14 protein-coding genes and 4 pseudogenes are annotated in these 19,643 nt (G+C 67.9%); 6 read left to right on the top strand and 12 right to left on the bottom strand.

Going from position 1 to position 19,643, the window contains the following annotated elements; all coding sequences use genetic code 11:
- Positions 1 to 28 precede the first annotated feature (28 nt).
- Positions 29 to 854, bottom strand: a pseudogene (blaOXA, locus tag A6302_RS09990) (class D beta-lactamase).
- A 120-nt stretch (positions 855 to 974) separates the two neighbouring features.
- On the opposite strand from blaOXA, the gene A6302_RS09985 reads away from it, so the two are divergent.
- The 4 genes and pseudogenes from A6302_RS09985 to recG all read left to right on the top strand — a co-directional run.
- Complete coding sequence (locus A6302_RS09985) at positions 975 to 1,928, top strand: threonine ammonia-lyase (protein ID WP_069306918.1); 954 nt, start codon at positions 975 to 977, stop codon at positions 1,926 to 1,928.
- Positions 1,929 to 2,293: 365 nt separating this feature from the next.
- Complete coding sequence (locus A6302_RS09980; protein WP_069306917.1) at positions 2,294 to 3,466, top strand: glycosyltransferase family 4 protein; 1,173 nt, start codon at positions 2,294 to 2,296, stop codon at positions 3,464 to 3,466.
- Positions 3,467 to 3,717: 251 nt separating this feature from the next.
- A complete protein-coding gene (locus A6302_RS09975; protein WP_069306916.1) occupies positions 3,718 to 6,153 on the top strand; it encodes a glycogen/starch/alpha-glucan phosphorylase in 2,436 nt (811 codons plus the stop codon).
- Between the two features lie 138 nt (positions 6,154 to 6,291).
- Positions 6,292 to 8,402: pseudogene (gene recG, locus A6302_RS21255) on the top strand (ATP-dependent DNA helicase RecG); the annotation flags it as partial.
- 30 nt (positions 8,403 to 8,432) lie between these two features.
- On the opposite strand, the gene A6302_RS24420 reads toward recG, so the two are convergent.
- Both A6302_RS24420 and A6302_RS09965 read right to left on the bottom strand, forming a co-directional pair.
- Positions 8,433 to 9,098, bottom strand: coding sequence for a DUF502 domain-containing protein (locus tag A6302_RS24420; RefSeq protein WP_141703638.1), 666 nt, complete (start codon positions 9,096 to 9,098; stop codon positions 8,433 to 8,435).
- A gap of 158 nt (positions 9,099 to 9,256) precedes the next feature.
- Positions 9,257 to 9,706: a hypothetical protein gene (locus tag A6302_RS09965; protein WP_069306915.1), complete on the bottom strand. Its 450-nt coding sequence runs from the start codon at positions 9,704 to 9,706 to the stop codon at positions 9,257 to 9,259.
- Between the two features lie 336 nt (positions 9,707 to 10,042).
- Here A6302_RS09965 and A6302_RS09960 point away from each other — a divergent pair, with 336 nt between their 5' ends.
- Both A6302_RS09960 and A6302_RS09955 read left to right on the top strand, forming a co-directional pair.
- Positions 10,043 to 10,537, top strand: coding sequence for a DUF454 family protein (locus A6302_RS09960; RefSeq protein ID WP_083255663.1), 495 nt, complete (start codon positions 10,043 to 10,045; stop codon positions 10,535 to 10,537).
- A gap of 146 nt (positions 10,538 to 10,683) precedes the next feature.
- The gene (locus tag A6302_RS09955; RefSeq protein ID WP_141703624.1) at positions 10,684 to 11,472 is read left to right on the top strand and encodes a hypothetical protein; all 789 of its coding nucleotides are present in this window, start codon (positions 10,684 to 10,686) and stop codon (positions 11,470 to 11,472) included.
- 31 nt (positions 11,473 to 11,503) lie between these two features.
- On the opposite strand, the pseudogene recO reads toward A6302_RS09955, so the two are convergent.
- The 9 genes and pseudogenes from recO to rpoZ all read right to left on the bottom strand — a co-directional run bounded on the left by recO (position 11,504) and on the right by rpoZ (position 19,478).
- A pseudogene (recO, locus tag A6302_RS09950) lies at positions 11,504 to 12,234 on the bottom strand (DNA repair protein RecO).
- A gap of 21 nt (positions 12,235 to 12,255) precedes the next feature.
- Entirely contained in the window at positions 12,256 to 13,344 is a 1,089-nt protein-coding gene (gene era / locus A6302_RS09945; RefSeq protein WP_083255662.1) for a GTPase Era, read from the bottom strand.
- Positions 13,341 to 14,051, bottom strand: coding sequence for a ribonuclease III (gene rnc, locus A6302_RS09940; protein ID WP_069306912.1), 711 nt, complete (start codon positions 14,049 to 14,051; stop codon positions 13,341 to 13,343). Before rnc ends, era begins: the two co-directional genes overlap by 4 nt.
- Positions 14,052 to 14,061: 10 nt before the next feature.
- Positions 14,062 to 14,817, bottom strand: a complete 756-nt coding sequence (gene lepB / locus A6302_RS09935; RefSeq protein ID WP_069306927.1) for a signal peptidase I — start codon at positions 14,815 to 14,817, stop codon at positions 14,062 to 14,064.
- Positions 14,818 to 14,972: 155 nt separating this feature from the next.
- The gene (acpS, locus tag A6302_RS09930; RefSeq protein WP_069306911.1) at positions 14,973 to 15,392 is read right to left on the bottom strand and encodes a holo-ACP synthase; all 420 of its coding nucleotides are present in this window, start codon (positions 15,390 to 15,392) and stop codon (positions 14,973 to 14,975) included.
- Positions 15,389 to 15,997, bottom strand: a complete 609-nt coding sequence (locus A6302_RS09925; RefSeq protein WP_069306910.1) for a DUF2062 domain-containing protein — start codon at positions 15,995 to 15,997, stop codon at positions 15,389 to 15,391. Before A6302_RS09925 ends, acpS begins: the two co-directional genes overlap by 4 nt.
- Before the next feature lie 145 nt (positions 15,998 to 16,142).
- Positions 16,143 to 16,724 (bottom strand): orotate phosphoribosyltransferase, encoded by a 582-nt coding sequence (gene pyrE, locus A6302_RS09920; RefSeq protein ID WP_069306909.1) that lies wholly within the window; start codon positions 16,722 to 16,724, stop codon positions 16,143 to 16,145.
- A 40-nt stretch (positions 16,725 to 16,764) separates the two neighbouring features.
- Positions 16,765 to 18,973: pseudogene (locus A6302_RS09915) on the bottom strand (RelA/SpoT family protein).
- Positions 18,974 to 19,097: 124 nt separating this feature from the next.
- Positions 19,098 to 19,478 carry a DNA-directed RNA polymerase subunit omega gene (gene rpoZ, locus A6302_RS09910; RefSeq protein ID WP_069306908.1) on the bottom strand — a complete coding sequence of 127 codons (381 nt, stop codon included), beginning with the start codon at positions 19,476 to 19,478 and terminating at the stop codon, positions 19,098 to 19,100.
- Between the last annotated feature and the right edge of the window lie 165 nt (positions 19,479 to 19,643).

Raw genomic sequence — 19,643 nt, 5'->3', positions numbered from 1 at the left:
CGGCCTGTCCGCGGTGATCAGGCCCTGCTCAGAGTTTCCCGTCCGCTGAAAACAGCTCCTCGATCAGCGCCTTGCGGGCCGCGATTCCGGGCGAGACCTCCGGACGGGTCGTGTCCTTCGTCAACCGTGAGAAGACGACGGTGCGTTCGCCCTTCGTGGCCCAGCCCACGAACCAGCCCCACGGCTGGCCCCTCGCGTTGGTGCCGTCCGGGAGGCGGGAGGGCGCCGCACCCGTCTTGCCGTAGACATGCCAGCCGCCGGGCTGCGGGCCGATGTCCATCAGTTGCTCCGTCATGTCAAACGCCGCCGCCTTGACCGGCAGATCGCGGCCGACGAGCCGACGCAGGAAGGTGACCTGCTCGCGCGGCGAGATCTCGAGCGACGAGCCGAGCCAGGACTCCGTCAGACCGTTGTCCTTGCCCGGATCGCCGGACGTGTCCTCGTTGCCGTAGTCGAAGGCCTTCACGTAGCGATCAAACCCACCGTTGCCGAGGTCCGCCGTGATCAGCTGGGAGTACCAGACCACCGAGTTCTTCATCCACAGGGTCGGATCGGTGGTGGCGCGCCAGTTCGCCATCCAGTCCACATAGCCTTCCTTGAACGGCAGCGCGGGGTGCGGGCATCACGCAGGATGCCGGCATCGAAGCCCATCAGGCTGATGGCGACCTTGAAGGTCGAGGCCGGGGTCGCCCGCGTGTCGCAGGCGCCGTCCTCGATCACCACGTCGCCGCTGCGGCCTCGGCGACCAGCGTGCAGATGGCGAGCTTCTCGGCGCGGGCCGGCGACGACAGGATGGCGGCGCCAAGCGCGCCGGCGGATATCGCGCCGAGAAGGACGGATGAGACGTTTCGCATGATCATGACCCTGGCATGTGTGACGCAGCCCGCAGGACGGCACCGCCTTTAACCCGCCGACCGTGACGACACCGAGGCAATGCGGCATCATGGGGGTTCGAAGCCGTGCGAAGGATCGACATGCGCCTGGACATCTCGCGGATCGAAGCCGCCGTCGGCATGATCGATCCCGTCTTCCTGCATTCGCCGCAGTATGTCTGCGAGAGCCTCAGCCACGCCCTCGGGTGCCGCATCGTGCTGAAGGTCGAGACAATGAACCCGATCCGCTGCTTCAAGGGGCGCGGCATCGAAACGGCCCTGGCCGGGATCGTGTCGTCCGGCGACGCGACCGCGGTGGTGTGCGCCAGTGCCGGCAATCTCGGTCAGGCGCTGGCCTACAGCGGCCGCCGCCGCGGTCTCGGCGTGACGGTGACGGCGTCGTCGAAAGCCAGCCCGTCGAAGATCGCGCGGATGAAGGCCCTCGGTGCGACCGTCGTCCTCGTGGACGGCGCAATCGAGGAGGCTCTGGCGGCGGCGGCCGACATCTCCGCGCGGACCGGCGCCGTCCTCATCGAGGACAGCAGGAACATCGGAACCTGCGAGGGCGCGGGCACCATCGGGCTTGAGCTTGCGGCCTTCGGTCCGCCGCTGGATGCGGTCCTGATCTCGCTCGGCGCCGGCGCGATGGCGACGGGCATCGGCGCCGCGATGACGCATCGCCTGCCGGCCACCGAGGTCCTGACCGTCCAGCCGGAGGCTGCACCGGCGATGACGCTGTCGTTCCGGGCCGGTCATGTGGTCGACGTCGGACCGCCGGGCACCATCGCCGACGGCGTCGCCGGCCGCTACGTGCTTCCCGAGGTGCTGGACGATCTGCGCGAGGTCGCCGACGATGCGTTGCTGGTCAGCGAGGACAGCATTCGCGACGGCATGCGGCTGCTGTATCGTTGCTCGGGGCTGATCGTCGAACCGGCCGCCGCGCTCGGCATCGCGGCAATCCTCGAAAACCGCGAGCGGTTTGCCGGCCGGACCGTGGCCACGGTGCTCTGCGGCGGCAACATCGCCACGGCAGACTTCGAAATCATCGTCCGCTGACGCAGCGCGCGGAGTATATGGGGCGCTCCTGATGCACCCGGAGGCTCATTTTCCACGCCTCTCATGCCCATTTTAGTTCCATAATGTTTCTTATGCGAATCGGATATCCACTCGGATGTGCGTGGGGCAGCGCCCTCCGGCACGGTCTGCCGCACTGGCGGCTCTCCACCCTCCCTGCCGCTCTCTTGCTCAACAACGCGCTGAACCTGCCACGGCGCGCTCGATGATGGCACCGGGCTTGCTACAGGAGGCCAAAGGTGTGGCCCCGGCGTCACGCGCGGTTTGATCGGTTCGTGCTACGCATGGAGTCCGAGGAATGCGGGCACGCCCGCCGAAGACTGATCGAGAACGGGACTGACCGACACGTGAAGACCGTCGCCTACGTCCTCAACGAATTTCCCGTGCTCTCGGAGACCTTCATCGGCAACGAGATCCGCGCGATGGCGAAGCGCGGCCACAGGATCGTGCCGATCGTGCTGCACCGGCCGCGAACGGCCGGCCAGCCCGACGACCGGCTGCTCGCGAACGAGGCCGTGTATCTCGACGCGGTTCCCGGTCACCTCGTGGCCGCCGGAGCGCTGACCGGGCTTCCGTTCGGCCGCCGGCGCCTGCTGGCCGCGGCCGGCTTCCTGCGTGCCCAGACCAGCCTCGACCGGCGGCAGCTGTTCGGCGACGCGATGAAGATCGCGGCGATTGCCGCCCGGCACCGCTGCAGCCATGTCCACGCCCATTTCGCCGACGCCGCGACCTCCGCCGCGATCGTCGCGGCGCGCTGGATGGGCCGCAAGGTCTCCTTCGTCTGCCACGGACGCGAGATCTACACCTCGCCCCAGGATCTCGCCCTGAAGCTGGAGAGCGCCGATTTCGTGGTGTCGGTCAGCGCCGACCTGACCCGCGACCTCATCAACGTCACGCCGCTGCCGCTGATCGCGACCATCCCCTATGCGACCGACCCCACCTATTTCCACACGCGCTACGACGTCGAGGACAACGGCCGGCTGCTGTTCATCGGCGGCCATCTCAACGTCCACAAGGGGCTGGACGACCTGATCTGCGCGCTCGAACTGCTCGCGCCGCGGCGGCTGATGCTCGACGTCGTCGGCGACGGCCCGTACCGGCCCTATCTGGAGCAACTGTCGGACATCAAGGCGCCGGGCATGGTCCGCTTCCTCGGATCGCGGCCGATGGAATGGATCAAGCAGCATGGCCCCGACTATCTCGGCCTCGTCGGCCCGTTCAAGGTCGCCGCCGACGGCAGCCGCGACACGGGGCCGATCGTGGTCAAGGAAGCGATGGCGATGGGCCTGCCGGTGGTGGCCTCGCGGTTCATGGGTCTCAAGGAGACCGTCACGGACGAGACGGGCTTCATGTACGAGCCCGGCGACATCGAGCAGCTTGCCGCCGCCATCCGCCGTCTCGTCGATCTTCCGACGGCGCAGCGCCGCGCGATGGGCGAGGCCGGACGGCAGCGGGTGATCGCCCATTTCACGCTCGATGCCCAGGCCGAAGCGTTGTCGGACCTCATCGAAACCATGTGACTGCAGGCGCCCTGCCCGCGCCGAGCCATTCGCCAGTAGCGGTCAATTCGATCGCATTCATGCGTCTGGCGCAGATCATGTGGCGGATACGGCACAATTTTTCGCGTGGAATGACGCCGCTGCCGCAGGTGCGGCTCATCGCTCTGGACTTGAGGCGATGACGGGCGCTAGCTAACCGGCAAAGAGCTTTGCGGCGCTGCTTCGAGGGGGAAGACGGCGGACTGCGGGCCGGGGAACAGCGAGGGACAGCGATGGACACGAAGACGGTGCCTGCCACGATCGGGACGCCCCCGACAGCGGATGACATCCGCGAAGGCATGATCAAGAAGCTGGTGTATGCGGTCGGCAAGGATCCCGAACATGCGACGATCCAGGACTGGTCGACCGCGCTCGGACTGATCGTTCGCGACCATGTCGTGGACCACTGGTTCCGCGCGACGCGCGAGAGCTACACGCGCAAGGACAAGCGCGTCTATTACCTGTCGATGGAATTCCTGATCGGCCGGCTGTTCAATGACGCCATTGCCAACCTGCAGATCGAGCCTGCGGTGGTCGAGGCGCTGTCGACGCTCGGCCTCAACCTCAAGGATCTGCTCGGCCAGGAGAGCGATGCGGCGCTCGGCAACGGCGGTCTCGGCCGCCTCGCCGCCTGCTTCCTCGATTCCATGTCGCGGCTGGCGATCCCTGCCTATGGCTACGGCATCCGCTACGAGCACGGCCTGTTCCGGCAGCGCTTCCATGACGGCTGGCAGATCGAGGAAGCCGAGGACTGGCTGGTGTCGGGCCATGTGTGGGAGTTCGAGCGTCCCGAGGTCCGCTACACCATCAAGTTCGGCGGCCACATTTCCTTCGACGGCCAGGGCAAGACCAACTGGCACGCCGACGAGACGGTCTTCGCCGTCGCCTACGACACGCCGATCACCGGCTGGACCGGCGCCCACGTCAACACGCTGCGGCTCTGGTCGTCCAAGCCGACCGAGATCCTCGATCTGCGGCGCTTCAACAGCGGCGACTATCTCAACGCCGCCGAGAAGCTGATCCGCGCCGAGACGATCTCGCGCGTGCTCTATCCGGACGACACGACGCCCGAGGGCAAGGAACTCCGGCTCAAGCAGGAGTTCTTCTTCACCTCGGCCTCGCTGCAGGACCTCCTGCGCCGCTTCATGATGGAGCACGGCGACCTGAAGCGCCTGCCCGAATGCGTGTCGATCCAGATGAACGACACCCATCCGGCGATCGCGGTCGCCGAGCTGATGCGTCTGCTCGCCGACGAGCACCGCCTGCCCTTCGTCGAGGCCTTCGAGATCGTCCGCAAGACGCTATCCTACACCAACCACACGCTGCTGCCGGAAGCGCTGGAGCGCTGGCATGTCGGGCTGTTCCGCAAGGTGCTGCCGCGTCACATGCAGATCATCGAGTGGATCGACTACCACCATCTTGCCGAGGTGCAGGCCCGCAACCTGCCGATCGCGCTGGAAGACATCCGGATCATCGGCCACGGCTCGGAAATCCGCATGGGCAACCTCGCCTTCATCGGCTCCAAGCGGGTCAACGGCGTGTCGGCGCTGCACACCGAGCTGATGAAGCAGACGGTGTTCGCGGATTTCCACCGGATCTATCCGGACCGGATCGTCAACCAGACCAACGGCATCACGCCGCGGCGCTGGCTCTACGAGTGCAATCCGCCGCTGCGCAAGCTCCTGATCGACGCGATCGGCACCGGCTGGATCGCGGATCTGGAAAAGATCGAGGCCGCGGCACCGCTTGCCACGGATGCGTCGTTCAAGGAGCGCTATGCCGCCGCCAAGCGCGAGAACAAGGTGCGTCTGGCCGGCGAGATCCTGCGCCGCACCGGCATCAAGGTCGATCCGTCGGCGATGTTCGACGTGCAGATCAAGCGCATCCACGAGTACAAGCGCCAGCTGCTGAACATCCTCGAGACCATCGCGCTCTACCACGCGATCCGCCGCATGCCCGACGCCGAGTGGACGCCGCGCGTGAAGATCTTCGGCGGCAAGGCGGCGCCCGGCTATCACGTCGCCAAGCAGATCATCAAGCTGGCCAACGACGTCGCCAAGCTCGTCAACAGCGACCCGCTGATCGGCGACAAGCTCAAGGTCGCCTTCCTGCCGAACTACAACGTCTCGCTTGCCGAAGTCATCATTCCGGCGGCGGACCTGTCCGAGCAGATCTCGACGGCGGGCATGGAAGCGTCGGGCACCGGCAACATGAAGCTCGCCCTCAACGGCGCGCTGACGATCGGCACGCTCGACGGCGCCAACGTCGAGATCGGCGAACGGGTCGGTCCGGACAACATCTACATCTTCGGCCTCACGTCCGACGATGTGGCCCAGATCCGGATCGACGGCTACGACCCACGCGCGACGATCGAGGGCGACCCGGTGCTCACCGAGGTGCTGCGTTCGATCGCCGAGGGCGACTTCTCGCCGGATGAGCCGGGCCGGTTCCACGACCTGACCAACATCCTCTACAACGGCGACTATTTCCTCGTCAGCGCCGACTTCCAGTCCTACTTCCAGCGCCAGCGCGACGCGGACCACGACTTCCGCGACACCTCGCGCTGGACCGAACGGGCGATCCTCAACACCGCGAATGTCGGCTGGTTCTCGTCCGACCGCACGATTCGCGGCTACGCCCGCGACATCTGGAAGGTGCCGGTCGGCTGACAACGCCGCCCTGACATCGCGCCACCGCAACGCCCCGGCCCCGTGCCGGGGCGTCTGCATTTCCGGGCCCGATATCCGGCCTGGCGCCGCGCCTGCGCCGTCGCCCTCCCCGCCGGACTCGGCTATAGGTTTCGGACGATGCGTCCCGAGATCCTCAATCCGCTGTTCCAGCCGCTCACGAGCCTTTCCGGCGTCGGTCCGCGGGTTGCCCCGCGCCTGTCCCGGCTCGTCGGCCCCGCCGCCGAGGCGGGCCGGGAGGCGGTGGTGGCCGACCTCCTGTTCCACCTGCCGTCCGGCATCGTCGACCGCCGCCGCCGCGGCCACATCGCCGCCTCGCCGCACGGCGTGATCGCGACGCTGCGCGTGCGCGTCGACCGGCACAAGCCCGGCGGCGGGACCGGCGGGCGCCGGACGCCGCACCGCGTCTATGTCCACGACGACAGCGGCGAGCTGGCGCTGGTCTATTTCCACGCCGAGGGCGGGTGGCTGGAGCGGATGCTGCCGGTCGGCGAGACGCGCTGGATCAGCGGCACGGTCGAGTGGTTCAACGGCGCGCCGCAGATGGTGCACCCCGACCACGTGGTCAGCGAGGAGGATTTCGCCGCCCTGCCGCTGGTGGAGCCGGTCTATCCGCTGACCGAGGGCATCGGCCTCAAGCTCCTGCACAGGATCCTCGGCGACGGCCTGTCCCGCCTGCCGGCCCTGCCGGAATGGCAGGACGGCGAGCTGATGCGCCGCCAGTCGTTTCCGCCTTTTGCCGAGGCCCTCAAGGCGCTGCATGCGCCGGAAGGACCGGAAGATGTCGACCCCGCCGGCCCGGCCTGGCGGCGGCTCGCCTATGACGAGCTTCTGGCCGGCCAGCTGGCGCTCGCCCTGGTGCGTGCCTCCCTGCGCAAGGCAGCGGGCCGGCCGCGCCCCGGCAGCGGGCGCCTGACGAAACAGCTGCGCGCCGCCCTGCCCTTCGCGCTTACCGGCGCGCAGGAGCGGGCGATCGCCGATGTCGCCGCCGACCTTGCCGGTCCGGTGCGGATGATCCGCCTCGTCCAGGGCGACGTCGGCTCGGGCAAGACGATGGTCGCGCTGTTTGCGGCCGCCACCGTGATCGAGGCCGGCGGACAGGCCGCCTTCATGGCGCCGACCGAACTGCTCGCCCGCCAGCATGCCCGCTCGCTGGAGGCCCTGTGCGCGGCCGCCGGCATCCGCATGGCGGTCCTCACCGGCCGCGACCGCAACCGCGAGCGGGAGCGCATCCTCGCAGCCGTGGCCGCCGGCGAGATCGACTTCCTCGTCGGCACCCATGCGATCTTCCAGTCGGAGGTGGAGTTCGCCGATCTCGGCCTTGCCATCGTCGACGAACAGCACCGCTTCGGCGTCCACCAGCGGCTGGCGCTGTCGGCCAAGGGCGCCGGAACCCATCTGCTGGTGATGACCGCCACGCCGATCCCGCGCACGCTGATGCTTTCCTGCTTCGGTGACATGGACGTCTCCCGGCTTGACGAGAAGCCGGCCGGGCGCAAGCCGATCCTCACCCGCTCCGTCAGCCTCGACCGGCTCGACGAGGTGGTGGAGCGCATCCGCAGCGCGGTGCGTGACGAGGGCGCGAAGGTCTACTGGGTGTGTCCGCTGGTCGAGGAAAGCGAGGTCTCCGACCTTGCGGCGGCGACCGAGCGCCACGCGCATCTGGCCGAGCTGTTCGGCAAGGACGTCGCCCTCGTCCACGGCCGGATGAAGCCGGCCGAGAAGGACGAGGCGATGCGCCGCTTCCAGAGCGGCGAGGCCCGCGTTCTCGTCTCCACGACGGTGATCGAGGTCGGGGTCGACGTGCCGGACGCAACCATCATGGTGATCGAGCACGCCGAACGCTTCGGCCTGGCCCAGCTGCACCAGCTCCGCGGCCGGGTCGGGCGCGGCGACCGGCCGTCCACCTGCCTGCTGCTGTTCAAGGGCCCGCTCGGCGAGGTGGCGCGGGCGCGGCTCGAGGTGATGCGCGAGACCGAGGACGGCTTCCGCATCGCCGAGGAAGACCTGAAGCTGCGCGGCGGCGGCGAACTGCTCGGCACCCGCCAGAGCGGCATGCCGGGCTTCCGCATCGCCCGTCCGGAGGTGCACGGCGACCTGATCGAGATCGCCCGCGACGATGCCGCGCTCGTGCTGGCGCGCGATCCGGCGCTCGCCTCGCGCGCGGGGCGGCGCTGCGCGCGCTGCTCTACCTGTTCAGTCGCGACGAGGCCGTGCGGCTGCTGCGGGCGGCTGAGGCCGGATCCTGTCAGCACTCGGCATCACACCGGCTCGTGCAGCCTCGGGGTCGGCTGGACCGGCATCGCCGCCTTCGGCTTCACCATCTCGGGCGTCACGAGGCCCGCGGAGATGATCAGCTTGGCCGCGTCCTCGACCGACATGTCGAGCATGATCATCTCCGACTGCGGCACGAACAGCAGGTAGCCCGAGGTCGGGTTCGGCGTCGTCGGCACGAAGACGCAGATCATGTCGTCGTCCTGGAGACGCTCCGCCACCTCGCCGCCGGCCGGCACGGCCACGAACACGATCGACCAGACCCCCTTGCGCGGATACTCGATGATCGCGGCCCGCTTGAACGAGTTGCCGCCCTCCGAAAAGACCGTCTCGAAGATCTGCTTCAGCCCCTTGTAGAGATTGCGCACGATCGGCATGCGCCCCAGCACGCGCTCGCCCCAGTTGACCAGCGTCCGGCCGGCGATGTTGGCCGTGAGAAAGCCGATCAGGGTGATCATCAGCAGCGCGACCAGCAGGCCGAAGCCCGGAATGGGAAACGGCAGGTAGGTGTCGGGGCTGTAGGCGCGCGGAATGTAGGGCTTCACCCAGCCGTCGATCCAGTTGATCAGCGACCAGGAGAGATAGAGCGTGATGCCGGCGGGTCCGGCCACGATCAGCCCGGTGAGGAAATAATTGCGAAGTCGCGTGACCATGCTCGCTCCGAACGTCTGCGGCGGAAGCGCCCCCGCCGACCGATCCGGCCGGCATTATAGGCGCTCGACAACGGACCGGAGCAGCTTTCGTGCCGGCCGAAGCGGAGAAAACGACCACGGGACGAAACGTGATCGCCGCCCGGCAGCCCTCGGCGCGATCACGGTTGGCTGGAACTCCCCTGATCCACCACGGCAGCCCGAAGTCCCAACAGCCATGGCACCCGGAGCAGCGCGTAGCCCGGCCAGAGATAGTCGTACCAAGGCAGTCCGACGACGCGATCCGCCACGACCGCGTACAGGATCACCATAACGGCCCCACCGAACAGACATGTCGCGACGATGCTCCGAACGGGCCGATCCCATCTCCAGGCGGCAACGCGGGTGTCGGGATTGTAGCGGCGCAGGCAGAGCCAGGCGATCGCCATGACAACCGGCACGGCGAGAACCATCGTGAGGACACTGCCGTAGATCGGTATGGCGATGCTGTCCTCGGACGGAGACAGGGTCCCCGATCGAAGCACCGCCGGCCAGTAGATGAAGTTCAGGACCGGAAAGAGGACGAGCAGCAGGTCCGTCAGCAGCCAGAGCGGCCAGGAACGTGTCGGCACCGTCGATCTCCTTGTCCCGCTGCATTCCGGCGTCTGGTTCGCGGTCGCGGCGCCGGCACTGCCAGCCGGCGCCGCAGCGTCCGGATGGCAGAGCTTTCGTGCACTCCGAGGTCCTTGTCCAGAGCACCCTCCATGGTCCGGAGTTGAAGGGCCGGTGGTGATCAATCGGCGCCTCGATCAAGCATCCCCTTCGAGCCGACTGCCGCCAAGAACACCCCGATCGAAGAAACGTGATCGCCGTATCGGCGAACGACGGACAAGGTCAAACGTCTTGTCCCCGGTGAGTCCTGTGCTAAGGTTTCCGACATGGTTTCTCGACCGCAATCGTGGGCCGGCATGGCCGACGTCTCCGGGGCAGGCAGCGCCGGGGACAGGCAGCGTGCGGAGACCGCCCTGCCCGTCCGGGAACCCACGCCGCGATCCACGCATTCTCCTGCTGGCCGGCCGGCCGGCGGCCATCGGAACCGACCGTTGCAGCGCATCTTCTATCTGATCGCAGGGTGTGCATTCGTCGGCCTCGCCGTCATTGGCGCCGTGCTGCCCCTGCTGCCAACCACGATCTTCGTGATTCTCGCCGCCGGCTGCTTTGCGAAATCGTCGCCGCGGCTGGAAGCCTGGCTGCTGAACCACCGGCTGTTCGGCCCGTCGATCCGCCGCTGGCGCGAGAACCACGCGATCCCGCCGACAGCCAAGGCAATGGCGACCGGGGGCATGACGATCGGCTTTGCCGGCTTCCTCTGGGGCGCCCATCCCTCGCTGCCGGTGGCGCTCATCGCCGGCGCCGCGATGCTCGCCTGTGCCGCCTATGTACTGACGCGGCCCTCCGGCTGATTCAATCGGGGATGATCGTCGGCGCTCGGGCGGAGAGCCTTGAAATCCCTTGCCCGTTCCAGCCGCGTGACGTTTCCTGATTCACCGGACCGGTGGGGATTCGGCCGCAGGGCCTGCCCGGTCGCGGCTGGCGGGACGCGAGGGTTGTGAGTAACGGCGCCAATCATCACGAGGATCTGTTCGGATCTGACGCAACTCCGGAGCCGGGCGGTCTCGTCGTGCTCGTCTGGGCGATCGCGGCTGCCGTGATGCTCGTGATCGTCGTCGTCGCCCTGCAATACGGCACGCCCGAGCGCAACCGGGACACCTCGGCCGTCGTGCACGACACCAACGTCCCTGCCCCCGCGCCGGATGAGGCCGCAGACACGGTCGCGGCCATGTCGGTCCAGACCCGCGGCGATCCGGCTGGCGGCTCGGTCGCCATGCTCCGCGACGAGATCTTCGACCTCCGCCAGGAGATCGTCGCGATGCGCCACACGGTCGACAGCCTGCGGGAGCAGAACGATGCGCTGGTGCTGCGCCTCGACGCGCTGGAAAAGGACGATTTCGAGGAGATCACCGGCAGCATCGATCGCTCGCAGTTCGCCCCGCCTTCGCCCCCCGCCCCCGCGCAGCAGGACACGCGCCGCAACATCGACGCCGCGGCCCGCGACAAGGCGATCGAGACCCGCTTCGGGCTCGAACTCGGCACCTTTCCCGACCTGACCGCTTTGCGGTCGCGCTGGCGAGCGCTGCAGTCGGAGAATCCGACGGTCTTCGCCGGCTTGGACGCGGTTGCCTCGGTGCGCGACCGCGACGGCCGGATGGAACTGCTGCTGGTGGCCGGTCCCTACCGCAATGCGGCCTCCGCAGCGGACGCCTGCGGAACCGTGGAGGCGCGCGGCATCGCCTGCGCGCCCGCCTTCTTCCTCGGCCAGCCGCTGGAACTGCGCTGAACGGCGAGCGGTCCGGCCTTCTTCCCCAACGTCATCCGGACCTTGCGTTCGCGGCGCGGAACTGGCGGAGGAACTGGTCGCGCGCCGGTGACAGGGGTACCGCACGCGGCTCGGCGAGATGGCGCACGAGGAAATGGCCGGTCAGGTCGAAGCCGGCGAGCACGTCGTCGGTCCCGGCCTCGCCACCCTGCAGCAGGAACGCCGGCAGCGGCAGCATCCGGTCGGCCCACGGCGCGCCGGCCTCCCGGCTCACGGCCCGCCCGGACTTCGGCGAGACGTAGACGAGATCGTCGCGCCGTCCGGTCGACGCGCATTTGCTGAGATCAAGGCCGAAGCCGAGTTCGTCGAGCAGCGCCATCTCGAACCGCACCATCAGCCGCGCGGCCGACGTTTCCTCGTCGAGATGATCGAGGATGACGCGGCCGGTCTCGTAGAGCGCGGGATGCGGATCGCGCTCGGCGAGATAGCGCAGATGCGCCGCCAACGTCTGGAGGGCAAGGACGCCGGACCGCGAATCGATCAGGCGCGCGGCGCGGGCCGTCACCAGTTCGGCGGTGAACATGCCAAGGTGGGATTCAAGACGCGCGCGCCAGGTCAGCTGCAGCGTGTTGCCGGGCTGGAGCATCGCCTGGTGGCGCCGCCCCCGACCGCCGCGCACGAGACCGAGATGCCGCCCGCGCTCGGGCGCATCACCTCGAGGATGAGGCTCGTCTCGCCGTGCGCCCGTGTGCCGAGCACGAAACCTTCGCCGGTCCATTCCATGGCGCCCGCCGATCCGCGGCGTCAGCCGCGCGGAAACTCCAGGCCCATCTCGCGGTAGCGCTCGGGGTCGTCGGCCCAGTTCTCGCGCACCTTGACGAACAGGAACAGGTGGACGGGCTGTTCGATGATGTCGGAGATCTCGCCGCGCGCGGCCATGGAGATCGCCTTGATCGTCGCCCCGCCCTTGCCGAGCACGATCTTGCGCTGGCTCTCGCGCTCCACGAAGATCGTCTGCTCGATCCGCACGCCGTTCGGCTGCTCCTTCCACTGGTCGGTCTCGACCGTGGACGAATAGGGCAACTCGTCGTGGAGGCGCAGGAACACCTTCTCGCGGGTGATTTCCGCGGCCAGCATCCGCATCGGCAGGTCGGAGATCTGGTCTTCCGGATAGAGCCACGGGCCTTCCGGGACACTCCGGGCCAGATCGTCGGTGAGATACTCGACACCGTCGCCGTTGAGGGCGGACACCATGTAGGTGTCGTCGAAGGCGACGCGCGCATTGGCGTCGGCGGCCAGCGCCAGCAGGCTGTCGCGCTTGACCGTGTCGATCTTGTTGAGGATCAGGATCTTCTTGCGGCGGATGTCGCGCAGCCGCTGCAGGATCTCGCCGATCTCGGCGTCGATGCCCTTCCGCGCGTCGATCAGCAGCGCCACGATGTCCGCGTCCATCGCCCCGCCCCAGGCGGTGTCGACCATCGCCCGGTCCAGCCGGCGCTTGGGCGCGAAGATGCCGGGCGTGTCGACGAAGATGATCTGCGACCGGTCGCGCATGGCGATGCCGCGCATGATCGCCCGCGTCGTCTGCACCTTGTGGCTGACGATCGAGACCTTGGCGCCGACGAGCTGGTTGAGCAGCGTCGACTTGCCGGCATTCGGCGCCCCGATCAGGGCGACGAAACCCGCCCGAGTCGGCGCAAGGGCGACAGGGGCTGCGGCGGCGGGCACCGCCTCTTCGGCGGCGGGAGCCTCCGCGACCGCAGTCTCCTTCACTGCCGCATCTCCGGCCGAAGTTTCCTCGATCGGGGTCTCCTCGATCCTGGGCTCCGGGGCCGGCGCAGCAGCGGCCGTGGCCTCCGGGGCCGGAATGTCGTTGTCGCCGTCTGTGCTCATTGCTCGTCCGTCCAGATTCCTTCGCGCCGAAGTACGGCGCTTGCGGCGGCCTGCTCGGCCTCGCGCTTGTTCTTTCCCGTTCCGTCCGCCGACACTACACCTTCGATGTCGACCCGTACCGTGAATTCGGGCGAATGGTCCGGACCGGTTCGGCCGGCCATCACGTAGATCGGGGCGGGCAGGCCCCTGCCCTGTGCCCATTCCTGCAAGGTGGTCTTGGCGTCCCGCAGCAGGCCGCTGCCGGCGGCCATGCGCGGACCCCAGTTGGCCTCCACGAATTGCCGCGCGGCCTCGAAGCCGCCGTCGCGATAGATGGCGGCGATCACCGCCTCGGCAACGTCGCCGAGGATCGCCTCCTTGCGGCGCCCGCCGGCCTGCCGCTCGCCCGGTCCAAGCCGGATCGCTTCGCCCATGTCGAGCGCGCGGGCGACGTCGGCGCAGGTCTCCCGCCGCACCAGCGCGTTGAGGCGCCGCGCAAGGTCGCCCTCGTCGGACGCCGGAAACCGCCGGAACAGCAGGTCGGCGACCACCAGCGCCAGCACCCGGTCGCCGAGGAACTCGTGGCGCTGGTAGCTGTCGGCCGGATCCTGGTTCGTGCCGAGCGAGGACCGGTGCGAAACGGCGCGGACCAGTTCCTGCCGGTCCGAGAAGCGGTAGCCGATCCTCTCCTCGAGGGCGTCGAGGGCGCGCTTGAAGGCCGGCGTCATTTCGCTCCGGTCACTGCAGCATGTCGAAGATGCGCTCGCCGCGGACATCCTCCGGCCAGCGCCAGACCTCCCACGGACGGGTGTCCTCGTCGATCGAGAAGAAGATCATCTGCGCCTTGCCGACGAGATTCTCGAAGGGGACGTAACCGACGCCGCTGCCGGCAACCCGGCTGTCGGCGGAGTTGTCGCGGTTGTCGCCCATCATGAAATAGTGGCCGTCCGGCACCACGAATTCCTGGGTGTTGTCGGCCAGCGAGTTCGGCGAGGCATCGAGCGTGATGTAGGTGACGCCATTCGGCAGCGTCTCGCGCCAGGCCGGCACGCGCACCTCCTGGCCGAAGGGGCTCGTCTGCACGAAATCGTCGGCCCGCTCGCGCGGCACTTCCTCACCGTTCAGGAACAGGGCGCCGTTCTTCATCTGCACCCGGTCGCCCGGCAGGCCGATCACGCGCTTGATGTAGTCCGTGGAATTGTCCCGCGGCAGCTTGAACACGACGATGTCGCCCCGGCGCGGCGCGCCGGCCCAGAAACGCCCCTCGAAGGGCACGATGCTGTAGGGGAACGAATGGCGGCTGAAGCCGTAGGAGAACTTGCTGACGAACAGGTAGTCGCCCACCAGCAGCGTCGGCATCATCGACCCGGACGGGATCGAGAACGGCTGGATCAGGAAGGTGCGCACGACGAGCGCAAGCAGAAGAGCCTGGATGACGACCTTGATCGTCTCGCCAAGGCCGCCGGATGTCTCTTTTTCGCTGCTCACGCTCATGGTGTCCTTCAAGATCCGGATCGGCCGGCGGCGGCCTTGCAGGCCGCAACGGCGCGGGATTCGGGAGTAGATATCGGCTCGGCAGGTGCAGCGCAACGGATCGCCGCAGGATCTGGCGCCGAAATGCGCCATTCGCCTGCCTTTCAGCCGGCAGTTCAGCCCGCCATGCGCGGCCAGTCCGGCGGCCAGGCGGAGATGACGACGAAGGCCTGGGCCAGAGGATGATCGTCGGTGATGGTCAGGTCGATCCGGGCGATCAGGCCCGGCGGCGTCAGGCGTTCGAGCCGCGCCAGCGCCGACCCGGTCAGCACCATCGTCGGCTGGCCCGAGCGCAGGTTCACCACGCCCAGCTCGCGCCAGTTCACGCCCATGCTGATGCCGCTGCCGAGCGCCTTGGAGCAGGCCTCCTTGGCGGCAAACCGCTTGGCGTAGGACGCCGCCCGTTCCTTGCGCCGGTCGGAGCGCGCGCGCTCGATCTCGGTGAAGACCCGGTGCGTGAAGCGGTCGCCGAAGCGGGCCAGCGTCTTTTCCACGCGGCGGATGTCGATCAGGTCGCTGCCGATGCCGACGATCATGCGGCGTCTTCCAGTCTGGCGGCGGAGGATTGGGTCGGCGGCAAGGTCTTCATCTGCGCGTTCCGGCTGTTCCGCTTGGTCTGGTGCGTGGCCACCATCTGGTAGCAGAGGAAATAGAGGATGATCGCCGTGATCGCGCCGAGCGGCACCGCACCCACGATCATCGGCTTCAGCGTCGGCCACAGCTGGGTGATGCCGGCCTCGAACAGGCCGTGCGAGAACAGGTCGGCGCTCGGCGACACCGGCCCCGCGGTCGCGGCCGTGACGCCGCCGGCGAGAATGAAGCGGCCCACCTCGAAGGTCGAGATCCAGATCAGCGGAAAGGTCAGCGGATTGCCGATGGCGGTGCCGAGCGCGGCGGCCAGCATGGAGCCGCGCAGCAGGAAGGCGACGGCGAAGCCGAGCAGGATGTGAAAGCCGATGAAGGGCGTGAAGGACGAGAAGGCGCCCGCGGCAACGCCGGCCGCCACCGCATGCGGCGAGGCCCTGAGGCGCATGATCCGGCGGCTGACATAGGTCGCCGCCCGCCGCCAGCCCCGCCGCGGCCACAGCAGGTTGCGCAGGCGCTCTCGCCGGCTGAGCGGTACCCTGCGACGGAACTTCATGCTCGGAAACTCCCCTTCGCGACGGTCCGTGGCCGGACGGGCGCCCGTCGGCAACCCGGACCCGGTCCGCGTGTCGCGAGGCCGGCGACTGCATCGAATCCACTTCAGATCGGGGGCGAAAATGTGACGCCGCCGATCCTCATCCTCACTGGAGCCCGCGGCTTCCCGGCTTGACGGCGGGAATGGCTGCAAGCTCCGGCGGCAACTCGGCCGCATCATAGGACGGAACCTCGTAGTCCGCGAGTGCGATCAGCGGCGCGCCGGTGTCGGCCTTGCCGCCCGAGCGGTCGATCAGGCAGGCGACCGCCAGCACCCTCGCGCCGATCTTCTCCAGCGCCGCGATCGTCTCGCGGCAGGACAGGCCGGTGGTGACGATGTCCTCGACCACGACGACGCGCGCGCCTTCCGGCAGTTCGAAGCGGCGCAGACGGAACTCGCCGCCCTCGCGCTCGACCCAGAGCGCCGGCAGATCGAGGTGACGGGCGGTCTCGTAGCCCGGCACGATGCCGCCGACGGCCGGCGCGACGACCGCGTCGATCTCGCCGAGGCCGGCGTCGCGGATCTTGGCAGCGAGCGCGCGGCAGACGATCTCGGTCTTCGCCGGCGACTGGAACACCCGGGCCTTCTGCAGGAACACCGGACTGCGGCGGCCCGAGCTCAGGATGAAGTGCCCCTCCAGGATCGCACCCGCATCCCGGAACACCTGAAGAACCTCGTCACGCGTCATCGCCGTTCCCTTTTCTGTCCCGTGTATCCCTGCCCGCGCGTCAGCCGTTGACGCGATCGACATGGCTGACGTTGATCTGCGTCTTCAGCTGGCTGATGATCCGCGTCAGGTGCTTGAGGTCGTAGACTTCCAGATCGATGATCAGGTCGTGGAAGTCGGAGGTGCGCGAGATCATCCGCACGTTGTCGATGTTGCCGTCGTTGTCGCTGATGGTCTGGGCGACGCGGGCGAGCGAGCCCGGCGCATTGAGCGAGGAGACGACCACCTGCGCCGGAAACCGCACCGGCTTGTTGCGGTCGATGTCCCAGCGCACGTCGAGCCAGCGCTCCGGCTGGTCGTCGAACTGCTTCAGCGCCGGCGACTGGATCGGGTAGATCGTGATCCCCTCGCCGGGCGTGAGAATGCCGACGATGCGGTCGCCCGGCACGGCGCCGCCGTCGGGCGCAAAGCGCACCGGCATGTCGCCGGCGATCGAGCGGATCGGATAGGCCGGCGCCGAATCCCCGTTGGGCAGGCGGAATTTCATCGTGTCGGCGCGGGCAAACGTGTACCAGCCCTCGCCCGGCGTCATGGTCTGCACCACCAGCGGCGGGATCATGTAGTCGGGATAGATCGCCTTGATCACGTCCGACGACGGCAGCTCGCTGCGGCCCACGGCGGCGAGAACCTCGAGCGCGCTGGAATGGCCGAGCCGTGCGACCGACCGCTCCAGAAGCGCGTCGCTGAACTCGCGGCCGGCGCGCTGGAAGGCCGACTCCAGCACCTGCCGGCCGACGGTCGCATACTGCTTGCGCAACTGGTCGCGGGTCGCGCGGCGGATGGCGGCCCGCGCCTTGCCGGTGATCGCGATCGTCTCCCATGTCGGCGGTGGCACCTGCGACGGCGAGCGGATGATCTCCACCTCGGAGCCGCTCTGCAGCGGCGTCACCAGCGGCATGATCGTGCCGTTGATCTTGCAGCCGACGCAGGTGTTGCGACGTCGGTGTGCACCGCATAGGCAAAGTCGATCGGCGTCGCGCCGCGCGGCAGGGTGATCAGCGTGCCCTTGGGCGTGAAACAGAAGACCTGGTCCTGGAACAGCTCGAGCTTGGTGTTCTCGAGGAATTCTTCCGGATTGGAGCCTTCCGACAGCGACGAGATCGTCCGCCGCAGCCAGGCATAGGCCTGGCTTTCCTCGGAGATCTTGGGAAGCTCCGGCCGCCGGTCGCATCGAAATGCCCGTCCTTGTAGAAGGAATGGGCGGCGATACCGAACTCGGCCACCTCGTGCATCTCGCGGGTGCGGATCTGCAATTCCACGCGCTGGCGGTGCGGGCCGACGACCGTGGTGTGCAGCGAGCGATAGTCGTTCTGTTTCGGCGTCGAGATGTAGTCCTTGAACCGCCCCATCACCGACGACCAGATCGTGTGCACGACGCCGAGGCAGCGGTAGCAGCTGTCGATGTCGTCGACGAGCACCCGGAAGCCGTAGATGTCGGACAGCTGCTCGAAGCCGACGCGCTTCGACAGCATCTTGCGGAAGATCGAATAGGGCCACTTCTCGCGCCCCTGCACTTCCGCCTTGATGCCCCGGGCGAGGAAGGCCTCCGACAGCTCCTTCTCGATGTCGGCAATCAGGCCCTGGTTCTTGGTCCGGAGGTCGGACAGGTTGCCGGCGATCCGCTCGTAGGATTCCGGATTGAGCGTCTTGAAGGCGAGATGCTCCAGCTCCTGCCGCATGTCCTGCATGCCCATGCGCCCGGCGAGCGGGGCATAGATGTCCATCGTCTCCTCGGCGATGCGGCCGCGCTTGTGCTCGGGCATGTGCTGCAGCGTGCGCATGTTGTGCAGCCGGTCGGCGAGCTTGACGAGCAGCACGCGCACGTCGGCCGCAACCGCCAGCAGCAGCTTGCGCAGGTTTTCGGCCTGTTCGGTCTTCTTGGAGACGAGGTCAAGCCGCTTGAGCTTGGTCAGCCCCTCGACGAGCCGGCCAATCTCCTCGCCGAAGATCTGGTCGATCTCCGCGCGGGTGGCGTCGGTGTCCTCGATGGTGTCGTGCAGAAGCGCGATGGCGATGGTCGCGTCGTCGACCCGCTGGTCGGTCAGGATCGCGGCGACTTCCAGCGGATGGGAGAAATAGGGATCGCCCGACGCGCGTTTCTGGGTGCCGTGCTTGCGCATGGCATAGACGTAGGCCTTGTTCAGAAGGGCTTCGTCGCAATTGGGATTGTAGCGGTGAACCCTTTCGACGAGCTCGTACTGACGCATCATGGAGACAGCGATCCGCAATGAAAAGCGGCCCGCCCGTCAAGACAGGCGAGCCGCTGGAATGTCCTGAAATCCTTCATACGACGTGCCGTCGGCCGCCGCCAGATGGCGCCGGCCAAACTGTCTGTCAGATTTCCTCGACCTTCTCCGGCGGCACGAGGCCCTCGAGGCCCTTGAGCAGCTCTTCTTCCGACATGCGGTCGAAGGCGATCTCGGGATCATCGTCACCGCTTTCGGAGGTGCCGAGCAGCGCAACGGGCTCCTGCTCGGGCTCGTCGACCTCGACATACTTCTGCAGCGAATGGATCAGATCCTCCTTGAGGTCCTGCGGCGAGACCGTCGTCTCGGCGATCTCGCGCAGGGCCACAACGGGGAACTTGTCGTTGTCGCGCTCGACGGTGAGCGGCGATCCCGACGAGATCATCCGCGCGCGATGGGCGGCGAGCAGGACCAGCTCGAACCGGTTGTCGACCTTGTCGATGCAGTCCTCGACCGTGACACGTGCCATGTTGCACTCACTCCTTGGGGCTCCAGCGCCTTCCCGAACGTCCTGACGGCAACCTCGCCCGCGGTGGGCAGTCGGCGCAGGTCATTCCGGAACGACCGGACGATGGCCGCGACTATCGGCCCGACGGGCCGCGTCTTCAACCATGACGACCGGAATTGTGTGGAA

This window comes from Methylobrevis pamukkalensis, from assembly GCF_001720135.1.
Classification (GTDB): domain Bacteria; phylum Pseudomonadota; class Alphaproteobacteria; order Rhizobiales; family Pleomorphomonadaceae; genus Methylobrevis; species Methylobrevis pamukkalensis.
The sequence above is the reverse complement of the archived record's forward strand: the minus strand, read 5'-3'. Positions and strand labels throughout refer to the sequence as shown.